Genomic DNA, 16,737 nt, shown 5'->3' with positions numbered 1-16,737 from the left:
CCACAGTCCGTGGGAGTGCCGATGATGTGACCGAGGCCGGCGAGGAATCCGCGCCTGGCATCTCCGAGTCTGTGCTCTCGCGCAGGACATCGCCCGGGATCTGCCTCACCGTTCGCCCAGGCTCAGGTCTGCGGCAACTCATCCTCGAGCCATCCCGCGCGTGCGTTGAGCGCGGCGAGAGCTGCGCGGGAACTTCCGTAGGTCTGCGGGAAGAGCCCGCCGAATGCGTTGGATCCCAGTGTCAACTGCAGCGGTTGCTCTTCGCCGTTCCACTGCGCGGTGGAACGCAGGACGAACTGCGGAAGCGCTCCCTCTGTCGCGGCCTGCTCGAATGGGGCCAACAGGAGCCACGGAATCGAAGCGAGCTCTCGGGGCTGTTCTCCCGGATCGCCTCCGGCCCAGGCCGCGAGTGAGTCTCGAGCTGCAACAACCGTGAGGAAGTACGGAATTCTCCGGTACGGGATGTCGAGCGCGTCCACGTCGATGAAAGGGCGGAAATCATCGCGTCGCGCGACGAGTACGACCGCCTCGGGAAAGCGACGACGTAGCTCGGCGCGGCATCGAACGTTCGGGAGAACCCACAACGGGAAACCAACGGCCGCGGCGAGGAACGCTCCGCCGAGCACCACTATCGCGATGGTCAACTCCGTCGAGGAACCCAGCGATGATGTCCGAATCCGCTGGATCATCATGAACGCCAGGAAGATCAGCCAGAGGAGGGCGAACGCGTAGTACGCGACCCACCGGGTGAGGACTCGGGCTCGCACAACTCCCCCTTTTCGCATGCTTGGTTGACGGTCGCCTCAGAGAAGCCGGATGGTGGCGATCAGACCCGAGACGAACATGATCGCGCCGATCACGACGGCCGCGCCGGCTCCCCACTTCAGGTTCCACGCCGTGTAGACGGTGTCAGCCGTCTTGTCGCCGAAAAACATCGAACCCGTCTTTCGAAAGGACTCGGCCGCGCCCTCGGCATGACGCCACAGCAGAACGCCGATGATCGCGAACACACCGCCGCTGACCATCGGGACGATTGCTCGCACCAGGTTGGGCACGCCACTCCCCCTCGCTCGGGTAGTCGAATTGTGGCACAGGGCAGTGGCACGTCCCGCGGCGACGGACCACCGTCAGTCCTCCGCGGTCGTCCGTGCTCCCATGCTCGATCGACACGGGGCGGCGAAAGCGGATGTGGGTAATAGGCGAGCAAACGACCTCATCGCACACCCACCCGCGAAAACGAAGAAGCCCCCGATCCCAGTGTTTCCAAGGGATCGGGGGCTTCTCGCCACCTGCGGTGTCGGGTGCGCCCCCAGGGACTTGAACCCTGAACCCATTGATTAAGAGTCAATTGCTCTGCCGATTGAGCTAGAGGCGCATTCGGTTCGGTTTCCCGGACCGAGGCTCAACATTAGCATCCGGGTCGGGCGCTTCGCCAATCGAGGGGCGTCGGATGAGACGCCCGGGCGTGTCTGGGTGCTGGGCCGCTAGGCTCCTGGCGTGACCGACGCACGCGACACCGACCGGCCCCTCTCCTCCGACCTGGCGCTCGCGCTCCGGCTCGCCGATCTCGCCGACGGGATCTCCTCCGCGCACTTCCGCGAGCGCGGCCTCCACATCGACACCAAGCCCGACCGCACGTTCGTCACAGAGGCCGACCTCGCCGTCGAGCGGGCGATCCGGGAGGCGCTCGCGGCCGATCGGCCCGGCGACGGCATCCTCGGCGAGGAGTACGGCACGGAGGGCGACGCGAGTCGGCAGTGGATCATCGACCCGATCGACGGCACGTCAAACTACCTGCGCGGCGTGCCCGTCTGGGGCACCCTCATCGCGCTGGCGATCGACGGGAGGCCGGTGATCGGAGTGGTCAGCTCCCCCGCTCTCGGCAAGCGCTGGTGGGCGGAGACCGGCGACGGCGCGTGGACGACCGACGCCCCCGGCGCCCAGCCTCGCCCGATCCGTGTCTCCGCGGTCGCCGACCTCGAGCACGCCTCGATCAGCTTCCAGAGCATCGCCCAGTGGGATGAGGCCGGCTACCTCGACCGGCTCGTCGCCCTGACCCGCCGGGTGTGGCGCGACCGCGCGTACGGCGACATGTGGTCGTACATGCTGCTGGCCGAGGGCCTCCTCGACGCCGTGGGCGAGTTCGACGTGAAGACCTATGACCTGGCCGCGCTCATCCCGATCGTCGAGGAGGCCGGAGGCACGTTCACCTCGGCGACCGGAGAGCCCGGCCCGGCCAACGGGTCGTCGCTGGCCTCCAACGGACTGCTGCACCCGGCCCTGCTCGACGCGCTCGCGTAGGCGGAGCGCCGCGCCTCAGATGCTCGCGAGCACCTCGTCCAGCTGCTCGTAGCCCTCGGTGACCCCCTTCGCCTGACCCGACGCGACCATGCCGTCCCGGGCCTCCAGGCTCGGGTAGACCGCGTGGACGTGCAGCCGGCTGCGTCCGCCCTCGAGCGGTTCGAAGCGGATCGACTCCACGCTCACGACATCCGGGTACCCTTCGAACTCGAAGGTCTGGATGGCGAACTCGTTGTCGCGCACGACGTGGAAGACCCCGTTGAACGCGTAGGACTCGCCGCCAACGGTGTGGACGTAGCGGTAGCGGCCGCCTGTCGTGAAGTCGAACTGCTCCAGGTCCATCTCGTAGCCCCGCGGCCCGAGCCAGCGCTTGAACAGATCCGGCTCCTTGTGCGCGCGGAACACCAGTTCGACGGGGTAGTCGAACTCGCGTTCGATGTCGATGAAGGGCAGGCCCTCCGGGGCGGTGATGGTGACGTCGTTGGTCATTGCTCTCATTCCTTCTTCGCGTTCTGGTGGGTGGACGTGTCGGCGTGCGCGAGGTCGCCGAGCACGGTGTCGAGCGTGCGGAATCGTTGCTCGTGGATCAACCGGTAGCGATCGATCCAGGACGTGAGCTCTTCGAGAGCGCCGGCGCGCAGGTGCACCGGCCGGCGCTGTGCGTCGCGGCTGCGCGTGACGAGCCCGGCCTCCTCCAGCACGCGGATGTGGCGAGACACCGCCTGGGTCGTGATCGCGAACGGCTCGGCGAGCTCGTTCACGGTCGCCGGCCCGGTGCTGAGCCGCGCGATGATCGCTCGGCGCACCGGGTCCGAGAGCGCCTGGAACGCTCGATCGAGTCGCTCCTGCGCTGCGGGATTCGATTCACTCCACGTCATATCCAACAATTCCTTTTATCAACACTTCTATTGATAACGGTACGCCGCCCGTCGCCCGGACGCAAGCGCCGCCGCTCCCCTAGGCTCGACTGCGTGAGCACTCCACCAGACGCGCCCGCCACGACCGCCCCCGCCACGACCGCGCCCGGCGCCGACGCCGAGCCCCTCGTCCACATCGCCGGCTTCAGGATGGACTTCGGCCGCACGACCGTAATCCGCGACCTCTCCTTCGACATCGCCCGCGGTGAGACGTTCGGCTTCCTCGGCAGCAACGGCTCCGGCAAGACCACGACCATCCGCGCCCTCCTCGGCATCTACCAGCCGACCGCGGGCGTCCTGCACATCGACGGCAAGGAGTTCTCGCCGGAGACCGGGGAACGTCTCGGCTACCTCCCGGAGGAGCGCGGCCTCTACAAGAAGGAGTCCGTCATCGACGTCATGGTCTACTTCGGCCGGCTCAAGGGGCTCGGGGCCGAGCAGGCCCGCCGCTGGTCGCGGGACTATCTGGAACGCGTCGGCATCGGCGAGAAGGAGAAGATCCGGCTCGACAAGCTCTCCGGCGGCCAGCAGCAGAAGGTGCAGCTCGGCGTCACGATCATGAACCAGCCGGAACTGCTGATCCTCGACGAGCCGACCAAAGGCTTCGACCCCGTGAACCGCCGCCTGCTGATGGACATCATCGACGACCAGAAGCGCGCGGGCTCCACCGTCATGATGGTGACCCATCAGATGGAGGAAGTCGAGCGGCTCTGCGACCGCGTCATCCTCCTCAAAGACGGCGTCTCGCGCGCCTACGGCACGGTCTCGGAGGTGCAGGAGCAGTTCGGCGGCACCGTCGTGCACGTCGACCATGACGGCGCTGTCCCGGCTTCCCCCGACTACCGCATCGCGAAGGACCAGGGCGGCCACGCCGAGCTGGAGGTCGCGAACGACGCCGACACCGCCGCGATCCTGCGCTCGCTCGTGGAGGCCGGCCTCCACATCACCCGCTTCGCCCCCACCCGCAAATCGCTCGACGACATCTTCGTCGAGGTCTACGGCGCCTCCAGCCGCGAGGAGGACTGACCATGGCCCGCCACAACCTCTCCACCGTCATCGCGTTCGAGTTCACGCGAACGATCAAGAAGCGCAGTTTCTGGGCGGTGACGCTCATCCTCCCCATCCTCGTCTTCGGGCTGGGCGCACTCCTCATCTCGGCCAACGTCACCAGCGCCAACACCGCGGACCAGCAGAAGAACGCACGCTTCGACTTCCTCTACGTCGACGCGTCGGGCCTGGTCGACCCGGCGATCGCGCACAGCTACGGGGGCAAGCAGATCGTGAGCAGCTCCGAGGGCGTCGAAGAGGTGCAGATCGGCGGCACCCCCGCCTTCTTCGACTACCCGGCCGATCCCTCGAAGCAGGCGATCAAGGTCTACGGCGCAGACGCCGGCGTGTTCCAGAACAGCAAGTACTCGGCCGTCGCGCAGTCGCTGCTGTCGGCGAGCGTCGAACAGAAGCTGTCCAGCCCGGTAGACGTCGCCATCCTCCGAGGTGAGACCAACACGACGACGACCACGTTCAAGAACGGGGCCGTCGCCCCCGGATTCGAGGCGATCCTGCCGGCCCTGATCTTCTTGGCCGCGTTCTTCGTCGTCATCGTCTTCCTCGGCAACCAGATGCTGAACTCCACGCTGGAGGAGAAGGAGAACCGCGTCACGGAGATGATCCTGACGACGATCAACCCGACCAACCTCCTGGTCGGCAAAGTGGTCTCGCTGTTCGCGGTCGGGCTCATCCAGATCGCGGTGTTCGCACTGCCCGTCGTGGTCGGCTACCTGTTCTTCCGCGACCAGCTCGCCATCCCGAGCCTCGACCTCAGCAGCCTCGTCTTCGACCCGCAGAAGATGATCATCGGGGCGCTGATCACACTCGGCGGATTCGCCCTCTTCACCGGCACCCTGGTTGCCGTGGGCGCGGTGATGCCGACGGCGAAGGACGCCGCGCCGTTCTTCTCCGTCGTCGTCTTCGCCGTGGTCATCCCGCTCTACGCGTCGAGCTACGCCGTCAGCACGCCCGGCGCCCCGATCGTCCAGATCCTGGCGTACTTCCCGTACACGGCCCCGATCACGGCGCTCATCCTCAACGCCTTCGGATCGCTGCCGCTCTGGCAGGCGATCGTGATCATCGTCGAGCTGTTCGCCCTGTCGTTCGTGGTGCTGCGGCTGGCGGTGCGGCTGTTCCGCTACGGCTCGATCGAGTACTCCAGCAAGGTCAGGATCCGGGACGTGCTCGGCCGCCGCACCGGACCGGGACGCACGGCGGTCCGGTGATGCGCGCCGTCGTCGTCCAGCAGCCCGGCGAGGCGGAGGTCCTCACGCTGGCCGAGGTCGCCGACCCGCTGCCGGCGCCGGGCGAGGTGCGCATCCGAGTGATCGCCGCCGGGCTCAACGGCGCCGATCTGAGCCAGCGTCGCGGCCATTACCCGTCGCCGCCCGGCGCGCCCGAATGGCCGGGACTCGAGGTCTCCGGCATCATCGACGCGATCGGCGACGATGTCGAGCCGGGCCGGTGGCGCGAGGGCGACACCGTCTGCGCCCTGTTGCCGGGTGGAGGCTACGCCGAGTTCGTCACGGTCGACGCCGGGCTGGTCCTTCCGGTCCCGGAGGGTGTCGACCCGGTGGAGGCCGCCGGCCTCCCCGAAGTCGCGGCCACGGTCTGGTCGAACGTGTTCGACCTCGGCGCCCTGGCTCCGGGAGAGACCCTTCTCGTCCACGGCGGGTCGAGCGGGATCGGCTCGATGGCGATCCAGCTGGCCCGTGCGCTCGGATCGCACGCGATCGCGACGGCGGGCAGCGCGGAGAAGGCGGCGTTCTGCCGCTCGCTCGGCGCCGAGGCGGCCGTCGACTACCGCACAGACGACTTCGTCGCCGCGGTCCTCGCGTTCACCGACGGCCGCGGCGCCGACGTCGTACTCGACATCGTGGGAGGCGACTACATCGCCCGGGATCTGCGAGCGCTCGCGACCGGAGGCCGGATCATGTCGATCGCGGTCCGCGACCACGCACCGGCCGCCGTCGACATGGGGCTGCTGATGCGCAAGCGCGCGCGCATCCAGGGCACGACCCTGCGCGCACGCCCGCTGGCCGAGCGGGTCGCTGTCATCTCGTCGGTGCGCGAGAACGTCTGGCCGCTGCTGGAGGCCGGAGCCGTGCGCCCCGTCATCGACTCGGTGTTCCCGTTCACGGACGCGGCTCAGGCGCACCGGCGGATGGAGTCGTCCGCTCACCTCGGGAAGATCCTGCTGCGCGTCTCCTGACGAGGAGGTCGACGAACGTCGCACCCAGCGCACCCAGGGCGTAGGCGAGCAGATCGGTCGCCTGGAAGGTCGTCCCCAGCACCAGCTCGACACCGGGGACGGCCGCCGACAGAAGTGCGGGAACGCCGGTGAGCTGCAACAGCTCCACCCCGACGCACACCGCCAACGCGACACCGCCCACCACTACGCTCGGCGCGCGCGGCACCACGATGGCGACCAGCATGACCATCAGCACCGCATAGAGCGCATCCCCCGTGAACCCGCCGATCCAACCGTCGGCCAGCCGGTGCACGGTGAGGCCGGTCACGACGACCAGCACCGCCACGACGAGCAGTGCGACGCGGCGACGGACGAGGGAGGTCATCCTCCGACGCTAGCGGCGCTGCACGGGTCACCTCGTCCTCCGGATGTCGGATCGCGCCTCCATCGGTGGGAGGATCGAGCACATGACCTCGCTGCCGTCCGACGAAGCCCTGCTCAGCCTGCCGAAGGCCGAACTCCACCTCCACATCGAAGGCACGCTGGAGCCCGAGCTCGCGTTCGAGCTCGCGGACCGCAACGGGGTGGCCCTCCCCTACGCGTCGGTGGAGGAGCTCGCCGCGCGGTACGAGTTCTCCGACCTGCAGTCGTTCCTCGACCTGTATTACGCCACGATGGCGGTGCTGCGCACGGAGGACGACTTCGCCGAGCTCACCCGGCGATACCTCCGCACCGCCGCCGAGCAGGGCCTCCGCCACGTGGAGCTGTTCTTCGATCCGCAGGCGCACGTGAGCCGCGGAGTCGCGCTGGAGGCCGTCGTCGACGGCATCAGCGGTGCGCTGGCCGAGGCGGAGCGCGATCTCGACATCTCCAGCGGGATCATCCTGTGCTTCCTGCGCGACCAGCCGGTGGAGTCGGCCGATGCGGTGCTCAGCGCCGCGCTCACCCGGCCGGAGCGGTTGCTCGGCGTCGGGCTGGACTCCGCCGAGGTCGGCTATCCGCCCGAGCTGTTCGCGGGTGTCTTCGCCCGTGCGAAGGACGCCGGGCTGCACACGGTCGCGCACGCCGGCGAGGAGGGGCCGCCCGCGTACATCCGGCAGGCGCTCGATCTGCTGGGCGTCGAGCGGGTCGACCACGGCATCCGGGCGGCGGAGGATCCGCAGCTGCTCGCGCGACTCGCCGCCGAGGGCGTCCCGCTCACGGTGTGCCCCCTCTCGAACGTGCGCCTGCGCACCGTGCCCGACCTCGCCGACCATCCGCTGCTGGCGCTCGACGCCGCCGGAGTGCGGGTCACCATCAACTCCGACGACCCCGCCTACTTCGGCGGCTACGTCGGCCACAACTACCTCGCCGTGCGGGATGCGCTCGGCGTCGACGCGGCGACGGCGGAGCGATTCGCCCGCACCTCGATCGACGGCTCCTTCGCGTCCGACGCGCGCAAGGCGGCGTTGCAGCGCGAGGTGGACGCGTGGCGGGGCTGAGCGACGCGACGGCACCGTCGGGTGCGGTCGCCCGCCCCGACGGTCGCCGGGTGCGCTACTTCGACACCGGAGGGAGCGACGACGCTCCCGTGCTGGTCTGGCACCACGGGACCCCGCAGACCGGCGCCGTCATCGAGCCGGTGGCCTCGGAGGCCGCCGCCAGGGGCCTGCGCGTGGTCTCGTGCACGCGTCCCGGCTACCCCGGCTCCGACGCGCTCCCCGGCCGCAGTGTCGCCGCCGCGGCCGCCGATGTGATCGCGGTGCTCGACGCGCTGGGCATCGATCGCTTCGCGACGATGGGCGCCTCCGGCGGTGGCCCGCACGCGCTCGCCTGCGCGGCGCTCGCGCCGAAGCGGGCCACGGCCGTCGTCACGTTCGCCGGAATCGCACCCTACTGGGGAGATGTCGACTGGTTCGCCGGGATGGCCGACCCGGGAGGGCTGCGCGCCGCCCTCGACGGCCGGCCGGCGCGGCTCGCGCACGCCGAGACGGCCGAGTTCGAGCCGGAGTCGTTCACGGCCCGCGACTACGAGACGTTGAAGGGCGCCTGGTCGGCGCTCGGAGCCGACGCCGGAGCCGGTGCAGCCTCGGGGCCGGCCGGCGAGGTCGACGACGACCTGGCCTTCGTGTCACCGTGGGGGGTCGAGCTCGGCGCGGTGACCGCGCCGACCCTCCTCGTGCAGGGTGGCCGCGATCGCGTGATCCCGGCGACACACGCCGGCTGGATGCTCGAGCGCCTGCGCCGCGGCGAACTCTGGCTGCGGCCGCGAGAGGGGCACGTGTCGGTGCTGACGGCGCTGGGGGTGGCGATGGACTGGGTGGTGGCGACGACCCCCGCCCCCGATACGACTCCCGCCTGAAGCGCAATCGCCGGAACCGCCCCCGAACTGGGGGCGACACGGCCCGGTGCCGACGGCGGTGGGCCGACAGAATGGGGTCGACCCTGTCCCCGTCTGGAGTTCGAGATGAGTCGTGCGCGTGTCCTCGCGGTCGTTCTGGCCGGTATCGTCGGCGGCGCGGCGCTGCCCGCCGCCGTCGCCGGCGCACCCGCGCTCGCCTGCCCAGGATGGGGCTCGACGTGGGCATCGGCGACCGGATTCGCCGTCGCAGGGACGGTCGGCTCTCCGCTCGCCTCGAATGTGCTCAGCTACGACAGCGGCCTCAGCTCCGCGCTCACGCTCGACTCGGTGTCACCCGACCCGGCCACGCTCGGACTGACGGTCACCAGTCAGCAGCGGACGACCGCCGGGCTCACCGGCCTCGACATCACGATCACCGGAACGCCGACCCACGCGGGGACGCACCAGCTGACCTTCACCGTGGCCGGACTCGACGTCGGCTGCGGTGCGGGCACCGAGTCGAAACTGCTCCAGTTCTCGCTTGCGCAAGGAAGCCAGAGCATCGCTCTGCCCGCACCGGCCGCCACGACCCGCGCGGGACAGACCGTGGCGCTCCCCGCCGTCGCGACCTCCGGCCTCCCCGTGACCTACTCCGTCGCTCCCGCCGGTTCGACGGTCTGCTCTGTCTCCGGCTCGACGCTGTCGTTCCTCACCGCGGGCACCTGTACCGTCGACGCCGCTCAAGCGGGAGACAGCGACTGGCTCGCCGCGACCGCCGCCAGCGTCAGCTACACCGTCCTCGCGGCGGCCCCGCCTGCCGATCCCCCCGCACCGGCCGCCGCAGCCCCCGCGCCGCCGGCGGATCCAGGTCCGCAGCTGGCGGCGACAGGGCTGCCGGTGGCGCCGCTCGTGTGGCTGGCCGTCCTCCTGGCGGCAATCGGGTGCGTGCTTCGTTTCGCACCCACGCTCGCTGTGGCCCGCGACGCGAGGCCCCGCCGCCGCTCCTGAGAGAGTTTTCAGAAAAAGGCGCTCCGACTGCTAGTGTCGTCGAACGCGTCGGCCTGCACGGCCGACGGTTTTCTGTTCCCGAAGGAGAGAACATGACGACGTCGACCGCCGCCGCACCCGCACGCTCGGGCACCCTGCGCCGCAATCTCGGGCTCTGGGCCATCGTCGGCCTCGGCCTCGGCTACATGACACCCACCGTCGTCTTCGACACGTTCGGGATCGTCTCCGACGAGACGAACGGCGCCGTCCCCGCCGCGTACCTGGTGGCGCTCATCGTGATGATGTTCACCGCCGTCAGCTACGGCAAGATGGCAGGCGCGATCCCGAGCGCCGGCTCCGCCTACACGTACGTGCGCGAGTCCATCCACCCGAACGTCGGCTTCATGGTCGGCTGGACCTCCCTCATCGACTACGTGCTGCTGCCGATGGTGAACTGCCTGATCATCCGGCTCTACCTGGAGCAGGTGTTCCCCGACGTGCCCGGCTGGATCTGGGTGGTCATCTACTGCGTGGCCGTCACCGCCCTCATCTACTTCACGATGCGTGGCACGTCCAGCGTCAACATGATCCTGCTTGTGTTCGCGATCATCGTGATGGCGGTCTTCGTGGTCATGGTGATCGCACAGCTCGCCAATGGCGCCGGCGATGGCACCGTCGCCTCCATGAAGCCGTTCTTCCACGACGGCGTCACTCTCTCCGCCGTCCTCACCGGCGCCACGGTGGTCTGCTTCTCGTTCATCGGTTTCGACGCGGTCACCATGTACGCCGAGGAGGCGAAGACCCCGAAGATCATGCCGCGGGCGATCCTGCTGACCGTCATCATCGGAGGCGCGATCTTCCTCATCGCCGGCTTCTTCACCCAGCTGCGCTTCCCGACCAACGCCCCGTTCGGCGAGTTCACCGACGACCCGCTGCCTCAGATCGGCCTGATCGTCGGCGGCCCGGTCTTCCAGGCGATCTTCGTCTCCGCCGGTTTCGCCGCGACGCTCGCCTCCGGTCTCGCGTCGCACGCCTCCGTCTCGCGGATGCTGCTGGTGATGGGCCGCAACAACGTCCTCCCCCGCCGTTTCTTCGGCTACATCAACCCGAAGACGCACACGCCGACACTGAACATCATCCTGGTCGGCGCGATCTGTCTGCTCGCGATGTCGTTCTCCCTGGAGCTGATCTCGGCGTTCATCAACTTCGGCGCCCTGATCGCGTTCACCTTCGTGAACATCTCGGTCATCGCGTGGTTCGCGATCCGCCAGGGCCGCCGCAAGACCGCGGGCGAGATCTTCAGCTTCATCGTCCTCCCCACGATCGGCATGATCCTCACCGGGATCCTGTGGGCGAACCTGCACGCCGACGCCCTGATCGGCGGCCTGATCTGGACCACCATCGGCCTCGTCTACCTGCTGGTACTGACCCGCGGCTTCCGTCGCAAGGCAGCGGCGTTCGACGAGAACCAGCCGGTGACGGGATTCACGAAGGCGGTGCAGCCGGAGCGCGAGGAGAGCCGGTAGGAGCCTGGCCGTCCGGCTCGACTCCGCACACGCGCGCTAAGTCGTCCCACCCGATCGACAGGTCGAGTGGGACGATCCTCTCGCCGCCCGGAGTACTGGCGTATCGGAGGATGGTCCGGCCGGCGACCGTCGTCACGTCGTACTCGCCGTGGGCGAAGGCGTTGTACGTGCCGACGGGGAGAGCGCACGCCGGCAGGCTCACGTAGAGCAAGCCCCGCCGCTCGAGGAAGTCGATCTCCGGGTGCCGCCAGGTGTTCTCCCTCGCAACGATGTCGCGGCCCGGCACCTCCAGGTGCGAATAGCTCGTGGTCGCAGCGAGGCCGGCAGCCAACAGGAGTAATGCCCCGGCCGGCATCAGTGCGACGATGACCGCCGCGGCGAGCAGGCGCACCACGAAGGGCGCCCAGTTGCTCCGGAGCCTGCCCGCCATCACGCACAGCTGGCCCAGAGCGACGACCGCGAGGGGCACCGCGACCAGGAGAAGCGTCAGCCCCAGCTGCGTTCCGCTCGACTCGCCGACCAGGAACGTCCCCTCACCGCTGGTCGAATCAAGCCTCATCACGGCGATGCCGACGGTCGCCGCCGCGACGACGAGACCACTGGGAAGCCACGCCAGAAGGGAACGGAGTCGCATCCTCCCAGCCTGCCCCGGGGACGGGGATCGACCATCCGCCTCGCGATGGATCCCGCCCATGCGGACGGCGGATATCGATCCCTCTCCGCGCAGCACCCCCGTTCGTTCTAGTGTTGGACTCAGGTGCAGGGGGGAAGATGCGTCCACGCACCGGGAGGAGTCGCCGATGTCCGAGCTCGACCTCAACCAGCCGTTGACCCCGCCGGAGGGGCCGGCGGAAGGCGTTTCGCTCACGCCTCCCGCCGCCGTGCCTGAGGTGCGGGGCGACCAGGCCGTCGGGATGGTCGCGGTGCCGGCCGACAAGCGCGCGGAACTGCAGGCCAAGGCGGACGAATTCGTCGCCGGGCTCTCCGCAGTCGAGCCGGGCAGCCCCGAGTTCACACGCAAGGTCGACGAGATCACGCGCATGGGCGTGCAGGAGATCCGCTCGTCGTCGGAGGTGTCCAACCGGATGCTGCAACGGCCGGAGTCGTCGCTCGCCGCCGCCCGGGGTCGCGGCGGCCCGTCGGATCCGCAGACGCAGGTGGCGCAGACGCTGCAACAGCTGCGCACGACCATCACAGACCTGGACCCCGGTCACGCGAACCTGGCCGGGCCGAAGGGGTTCCTCGGGCGCCTCCCCGGCGGCAAGTCCCTCATGCGGTACTTCGAGCGCTACCAGCCCGCCCAGAAGCAGCTCGACGCGATCATCACCGCACTCATCTCCGGCCAGGACGCCCTCCTCAAGGACAACGCCGCGATCGATCTCGAACGAACCAACCTGTGGGCGACGATGGGCAAGCTCGGCGAGTACGCCGCGCTCGCCAAGGCGCTCGACGAGTCCATCGAGGCGCAGGTCGCGAAGCTGCGCACGACCGACCCCCGGCGGGCCGACTCGCTCGTGGCGGACGCGTTGTTCCCCATCCGTCAGCGACGACAGGATCTCACGACGCAGATCGCCGTCTCGGTGCAGGGCTATCTCGCACTCGACGCCATCCGCAAGAACAACGTGGAGCTGATCAAGGGCGTCGAGCGCGCCCGCACCACGACGGTCGCCGCCCTGCGCACCGCGATCATCGTCGCCCAGGCGCTCGGCAACCAGGAACTCGTGCTCGACCAGATCAGCGCGCTGAACGACGCGACCAACGCCATGATCGACCGCACCGGCGAGCTCCTGCGGCAGCAGACCGCCCGGGTGCATGAGGAGGCCGTCTCCACCGGCGTCAGCCTCGAGACGCTCCAGCACGCCTTCGACAACGTGTTCGCGACGATGGACGCCATCGACGGGTACCGTGTGAAGGCGGTCGAGAGCATGGCCAAGACCGTCGACGCGCTGGAACAGCAGGTCGAGCGGTCGCGGCGCTACCTGGACCGGTCGCACAACAGCACGAGCTGATCGCCGGGCTCCGGGTGCCCGCCACGCGGCCGGGACGACCCGCAGCTCAGGGCAGGTCGAGTCGCGACAGGCCGAACCGCTGCGAGAGGAAGCGCCCGTTGACCAGCAGCGCCGACGCGTCGTGCTCGGCCGCCGCGTCGCGCATCCCCTGCGCTGCGGCCTCGAGCTCCCCCAGCTGGGCCAGCAGCGTCTGCGCGGGCGTCGTGCCGTCCGGGAGCACGTGGTGCTCCGCCCAGTCGGGCGGCAGGACCAGGTAGGCGCGCAGCGTGTCGGGGAGGTAGACGGTCGCGGTGCGGCGCACCAGGACCTCCGCCTCGCCCTGCCCGGCGACCCGGTCGAGCGCGTCGATCAGCAGCTCCCCGATGCGGACGACCCGGGCGATCGCCTCGGTGGGCACCCGTCTGCCGAGCCGGGCAGGCAACGTGCGCAGGTCGCTGTCGATCTTCGCCGGCCGCACCTGCAGCTCCGAGCCGGGAGGCTCCAGACCGAGCGTCTGCAGGGCCAGCGAGGAGCTGGCGGCTTCTCCCGCCGCCTCGGCCTCCAGCGCGGCGACGCGCTCGACGAAGGCGGTGAGCCAGTCGCCGAGCCCCAGCGGCCGGCTGGCGACGGTGGCGCCGCGATAGACGAGCGCAGCCTCGCCCGCCCAGCGCGGCCCCGGCTCGTAGCCGAGTGTGAGCGTCTCCTGCCGGCCGAGGAGGCTGATCCGCGTGATCGCCCCCGGTCGCCCGGACACGCGATCGCTCAGTGTTCGCCTGCGCTCGACCACGAGCACCCGGGCGACGAGCACCGGCGACAGCGCCTGCCGCACGCGCTCGACCAGACCCAGCAGAAAGGCCTGGGGGTCTTCTGCCGCCTCCGCCGGTTCCGTCATGATGCCCACATGCTAGACGCTCCGACCGGGCGCCAGCCATGTCCGATCGCAAGGCTCGACTCTCCCGCGCGCGGTGATTAGTGCAATAATGGTTCGTGCACTAATCAATTCGTGATCCACTCGGGAGGAACCCCATGGCTGGCCGGTTCTGGCGCTTCTACGAACGTGCCAACGACGTCGTCCGCACCTTCACCGGCCCCGCGCAGCTCGGCGCCGGACACCCGGAGGGGCCGGACATCCGCCGCGCCGACGCCGCGTGCCCGATGTGCGGCAAGCCGCTCGACCAGCACGTCATCGAGCGTTTCGCCGACTCCCGCACGTCGACCCGCATCCACTGCCCGTGACCGACACCGCCAACCCGCTGGCCCTGGAGAGCCAGGTCTGCTTCGCGCTGTCCGTGGCGGCGCGCTCGGTCATCGCGGCCTACCGGCCCGTGCTCGAGCCGGTCGGCCTGACCCACCCGCAGTACCTGGTGATGCTCGCCCTCTGGGAGAACGAGCCGCTCTCCGTGCGGCAGCTCGCCGACCTCCTCGCCCTGGAACCGGCGACCGTCTCTCCCCTCGTCAAACGACTGGAGGCGCTCGGCTACGTCGCGCGCCGCCGCTCCGACACCGACGAGCGCGTGGTCGAGATCACACTGACCGACACCGGCCGGGAACTGCGCTCGTACGCCGAGACGATCCCCGGCACGATGATGCAGCGCCTCGGGATGACGCCCGACGATCTGCGCGACCTGCACCGCACCATGAGCGCCCTGATCAGCGCGACCCGCGACCAGTAGGGGCGGGGATCGGCGCCCGAGAGCGCGCCGCCTCACACACGGGCGGATCGCCGGCCGAGCAGCCAGCCGGCGATGCCCGCAGCGATCAGAAGGCCGACGACGACGAGCGCAGCACCTGTCACCCGCCCCGGCGTCAGCGGATACATCCCGTCGAACGCGAACGACGACGACAGCGGGGAGTAGGCGTACCAGCCCGTGTAGCCGAAGGAGACCGGCGCGAGCACGAACACGGCCGCACCGACCACCACCAGCACAACCGCCGCCCCGAGAAGCACCTTCCAGGCCATGCTCCACCCCCGCATGGGCTCCAGCGTACCGCCGGGCACAGGCACGCGAAATGGGGATGTCGGCCGATCGACCGATCCCCGGATACCGATCCACACCATGGGCGCACCAGTGCTGGCGTCCCTGTGAGCATTATCGCGGGTGCGCTAGCCTTCGAGCGTGCCCCACTACGTCCCGCCTCGCCCGCTGGCCCGCTCCCTGGTTGCACCACAGACGCCCACGCCCGGCCGGTTCCGGCCCTCGCGACCCGCCCCGTGGACCGTCCGCGCCGCATTCTGGGCGACGGTGGCCGACGGCGCTGTCACCGTTGTGTTCGTGGCGATCAGGATGGCGACGACCGACTGGGGCACGTACGTGTCGAGTCGGGTTCACTGGTTCGTCCACAACGGCCACCGGATCGAGGTGACACCAGGGCTCGTGGTCCTCACGGTCGTCTTCGGGATCGCGATCGCCCTGGGCGGCGCAGCCGTGCAAGTCCTACTCGCGGTGACGACACTGCGAGGTTTTGCGTGGGCGCGGATTGTCCTGTCGATCCTGGTGGCCATCGGGCTGCTGTCGACGCTGGGGGATGTGGCGACAGGCAAACTGCGCGTCGGCGGGTGGGACACCCTGACGAGCGATGCAACGACCGCGGTGCTGGCAGCCGGAATCGTGCTGCTGTGGCTGCCCGTATCGAGTCGATACCTCGCAGCGGTGAAAACCGAACGAATCCACTACCGTCAGACCCGTTTGCGTTGACGTGCGATCGGGTCAACTCGACCACGCGATGACGCCGAGAGTCGGGATCTACGCAGTCGTCTTCGGGTGCCAATTCTGTTCGACGAGCTGATAGACCACTCCAACTGGCAACGTCCGTCCGCACTCGGCACAAGAGTACTGCTGGGGCACCTGCTCAATCATCTGCGTGCCATCGTGAGGGCAGTACCATGACCATCCCCATGGCCTGTTCGACTCGTCCTCTGGAGGAGCGGGAACCGGATCGGCGATGGCCCATGCTTCGAGAAGCGCGGAGAGACGCTTCGAGAGCTCCGCGCCCGTCCGAAGGCAGGTGAGTGCACCGTCTTTGTTCACTGATGGCGAGCCGCAGTAAGGGCAGAACACGCGTCAACCCTATTTCGATTGTCGGCCCGGAAAGAATCCGGGCCGTCCGGACAGCATTCGTTGCCGGCTGCACCTACCGCAAGTGCGGCTCAGGTGGCGCGCAACCGACACCGCGACGACAACCGCTCCGTCATCACAATGAGCTCCATCGAGCGCAATGAGATCCCGTTGCGCCCCGACTTCCGCGTGATGACGCGGATCTCAAGCAACGCGCGATGACGACCATCGGTGGAGATGGGGGGAATCGAACCCCCGCCAGACGTCGTCGAGCGCCCCAATTAGGCGGAAATTCCGCAGAATTTCGCGCCTTTTCATGTCTAGGTGATCACGTCGATTCAATGTGATTTCAGAAAAGTGTGGGCAAAGTGTGGGCACGCGAGCAAGAAGCGAGCCTTCATCGG

Annotated in this window: 20 protein-coding genes and 1 tRNA gene; 12 read left to right on the top strand and 9 right to left on the bottom strand. The window is 69.1% G+C overall.

What is annotated here, in order from left to right; genetic code table 11:
• Window positions 1-122: 122 nt before the first annotated feature.
• The 3 genes from KNO15_RS00105 to KNO15_RS00095 all read right to left on the bottom strand — a co-directional run bounded on the left by KNO15_RS00105 (window position 123) and on the right by KNO15_RS00095 (window position 1,375).
• The gene (locus tag KNO15_RS00105) at window positions 123-767 is read right to left on the bottom strand and encodes a hypothetical protein (protein WP_241701329.1); all 645 of its coding nucleotides are present in this window, start codon (window positions 765-767) and stop codon (window positions 123-125) included.
• Window positions 768-803: 36 nt separating this feature from the next.
• Window positions 804-1,055 (bottom strand): hypothetical protein, encoded by a 252-nt coding sequence (locus KNO15_RS00100; RefSeq protein WP_241701328.1) that lies wholly within the window; start codon window positions 1,053-1,055, stop codon window positions 804-806.
• 247 nt (window positions 1,056-1,302) lie between these two features.
• Window positions 1,303-1,375: transfer RNA gene (locus KNO15_RS00095), tRNA-Lys, on the bottom strand.
• 122 nt (window positions 1,376-1,497) lie between these two features.
• On the opposite strand from KNO15_RS00095, the gene KNO15_RS00090 reads away from it, so the two are divergent.
• Window positions 1,498-2,301: an inositol monophosphatase family protein gene (locus KNO15_RS00090; RefSeq protein WP_241701327.1), complete on the top strand. Its 804-nt coding sequence runs from the start codon at window positions 1,498-1,500 to the stop codon at window positions 2,299-2,301.
• Window positions 2,302-2,316: 15 nt separating this feature from the next.
• Here the strand turns inward: KNO15_RS00090 and KNO15_RS00085 are convergent, their stop codons facing one another.
• Window positions 2,317-2,790, bottom strand: a complete 474-nt coding sequence (locus KNO15_RS00085) for an SRPBCC family protein (RefSeq protein WP_241701326.1) — start codon at window positions 2,788-2,790, stop codon at window positions 2,317-2,319.
• 5 nt (window positions 2,791-2,795) lie between these two features.
• Window positions 2,796-3,179 (bottom strand): ArsR/SmtB family transcription factor, encoded by a 384-nt coding sequence (locus KNO15_RS00080; RefSeq protein WP_241701325.1) that lies wholly within the window; start codon window positions 3,177-3,179, stop codon window positions 2,796-2,798.
• A 189-nt stretch (window positions 3,180-3,368) separates the two neighbouring features.
• Between KNO15_RS00080 and KNO15_RS00075 the strand changes: the two genes are divergently transcribed.
• The 3 genes from KNO15_RS00075 to KNO15_RS00065 are packed head-to-tail and all read left to right on the top strand — an operon-like array spanning window position 3,369 to window position 6,477.
• Window positions 3,369-4,244 carry an ABC transporter ATP-binding protein gene (locus KNO15_RS00075; protein WP_241702641.1) on the top strand — a complete coding sequence of 292 codons (876 nt, stop codon included), beginning with the start codon at window positions 3,369-3,371 and terminating at the stop codon, window positions 4,242-4,244.
• A 2-nt stretch (window positions 4,245-4,246) separates the two neighbouring features.
• Complete coding sequence (locus KNO15_RS00070; RefSeq protein ID WP_241701324.1) at window positions 4,247-5,491, top strand: ABC transporter permease; 1,245 nt, start codon at window positions 4,247-4,249, stop codon at window positions 5,489-5,491.
• On the top strand, window positions 5,491-6,477 hold the full coding sequence (locus KNO15_RS00065; protein ID WP_241702640.1) for an NAD(P)H-quinone oxidoreductase: 987 nt from the start codon (window positions 5,491-5,493) through the stop codon (window positions 6,475-6,477). Before KNO15_RS00070 ends, KNO15_RS00065 begins: the two co-directional genes overlap by 1 nt.
• Here KNO15_RS00065 and KNO15_RS00060 read toward each other — a convergent pair.
• Window positions 6,401-6,841 (bottom strand): ribosomal maturation YjgA family protein, encoded by a 441-nt coding sequence (locus tag KNO15_RS00060; protein ID WP_241701323.1) that lies wholly within the window; start codon window positions 6,839-6,841, stop codon window positions 6,401-6,403. The genes KNO15_RS00065 and KNO15_RS00060 overlap by 77 nt on opposite strands.
• 82 nt (window positions 6,842-6,923) lie before the next feature.
• On the opposite strand from KNO15_RS00060, the gene KNO15_RS00055 reads away from it, so the two are divergent.
• The 4 genes from KNO15_RS00055 (at window position 6,924) to KNO15_RS00040 (ending at window position 11,289) form a co-directional block, all read left to right on the top strand.
• Window positions 6,924-7,937, top strand: a complete 1,014-nt coding sequence (locus KNO15_RS00055) for an adenosine deaminase (protein WP_241701322.1) — start codon at window positions 6,924-6,926, stop codon at window positions 7,935-7,937.
• Window positions 7,925-8,797 carry an alpha/beta fold hydrolase gene (locus KNO15_RS00050; RefSeq protein ID WP_241701321.1) on the top strand — a complete coding sequence of 291 codons (873 nt, stop codon included), beginning with the start codon at window positions 7,925-7,927 and terminating at the stop codon, window positions 8,795-8,797. The genes KNO15_RS00055 and KNO15_RS00050 overlap by 13 nt, the downstream gene beginning before the upstream one ends.
• 105 nt (window positions 8,798-8,902) lie before the next feature.
• Window positions 8,903-9,784 (top strand): hypothetical protein, encoded by an 882-nt coding sequence (locus tag KNO15_RS00045; protein ID WP_241701320.1) that lies wholly within the window; start codon window positions 8,903-8,905, stop codon window positions 9,782-9,784.
• Between the two features lie 92 nt (window positions 9,785-9,876).
• Window positions 9,877-11,289, top strand: a complete 1,413-nt coding sequence (locus KNO15_RS00040) for an APC family permease (RefSeq protein WP_241701319.1) — start codon at window positions 9,877-9,879, stop codon at window positions 11,287-11,289.
• On the opposite strand, the gene KNO15_RS00035 is transcribed toward KNO15_RS00040, so the two are convergent.
• On the bottom strand, window positions 11,249-11,923 hold the full coding sequence (locus KNO15_RS00035; RefSeq protein ID WP_241701318.1) for a hypothetical protein: 675 nt from the start codon (window positions 11,921-11,923) through the stop codon (window positions 11,249-11,251). The two genes, KNO15_RS00040 and KNO15_RS00035, sit on opposite strands and share 41 nt — an antisense overlap.
• A 166-nt stretch (window positions 11,924-12,089) precedes the next feature.
• Between KNO15_RS00035 and KNO15_RS00030 the strand changes: the two genes are divergently transcribed.
• The gene (locus KNO15_RS00030; RefSeq protein ID WP_241701317.1) at window positions 12,090-13,298 is read left to right on the top strand and encodes a toxic anion resistance protein; all 1,209 of its coding nucleotides are present in this window, start codon (window positions 12,090-12,092) and stop codon (window positions 13,296-13,298) included.
• Window positions 13,299-13,344: 46 nt separating this feature from the next.
• On the opposite strand, the gene KNO15_RS00025 is transcribed toward KNO15_RS00030, so the two are convergent.
• The gene (locus KNO15_RS00025) at window positions 13,345-14,169 is read right to left on the bottom strand and encodes a hypothetical protein (protein ID WP_241701316.1); all 825 of its coding nucleotides are present in this window, start codon (window positions 14,167-14,169) and stop codon (window positions 13,345-13,347) included.
• Between the two features lie 134 nt (window positions 14,170-14,303).
• Between KNO15_RS00025 and KNO15_RS00020 the strand changes: the two genes are divergently transcribed.
• A complete protein-coding gene (locus tag KNO15_RS00020; protein WP_208041735.1) occupies window positions 14,304-14,513 on the top strand; it encodes a hypothetical protein in 210 nt (69 codons plus the stop codon).
• Window positions 14,510-14,950, top strand: coding sequence for a MarR family winged helix-turn-helix transcriptional regulator (locus KNO15_RS00015; RefSeq protein WP_241701315.1), 441 nt, complete (start codon window positions 14,510-14,512; stop codon window positions 14,948-14,950). The genes KNO15_RS00020 and KNO15_RS00015 overlap by 4 nt, the downstream gene beginning before the upstream one ends.
• A 32-nt stretch (window positions 14,951-14,982) precedes the next feature.
• Here the strand turns inward: KNO15_RS00015 and KNO15_RS00010 are convergent, their stop codons facing one another.
• Complete coding sequence (locus KNO15_RS00010) at window positions 14,983-15,252, bottom strand: hypothetical protein (protein ID WP_241701314.1); 270 nt, start codon at window positions 15,250-15,252, stop codon at window positions 14,983-14,985.
• A 268-nt stretch (window positions 15,253-15,520) separates the two neighbouring features.
• On the opposite strand from KNO15_RS00010, the gene KNO15_RS00005 reads away from it, so the two are divergent.
• Window positions 15,521-15,973, top strand: coding sequence for a hypothetical protein (locus tag KNO15_RS00005; RefSeq protein WP_241701313.1), 453 nt, complete (start codon window positions 15,521-15,523; stop codon window positions 15,971-15,973).
• Window positions 15,974-16,737 lie beyond the last annotated feature (764 nt).

It is taken from the genome of Leifsonia shinshuensis (assembly GCF_022606355.1).
GTDB classification, from domain to species: domain Bacteria; phylum Actinomycetota; class Actinomycetes; order Actinomycetales; family Microbacteriaceae; genus Leifsonia; species Leifsonia shinshuensis_B.
The sequence above is the reverse complement of the archived record's forward strand: the minus strand, read 5'-3'. Positions and strand labels throughout refer to the sequence as shown.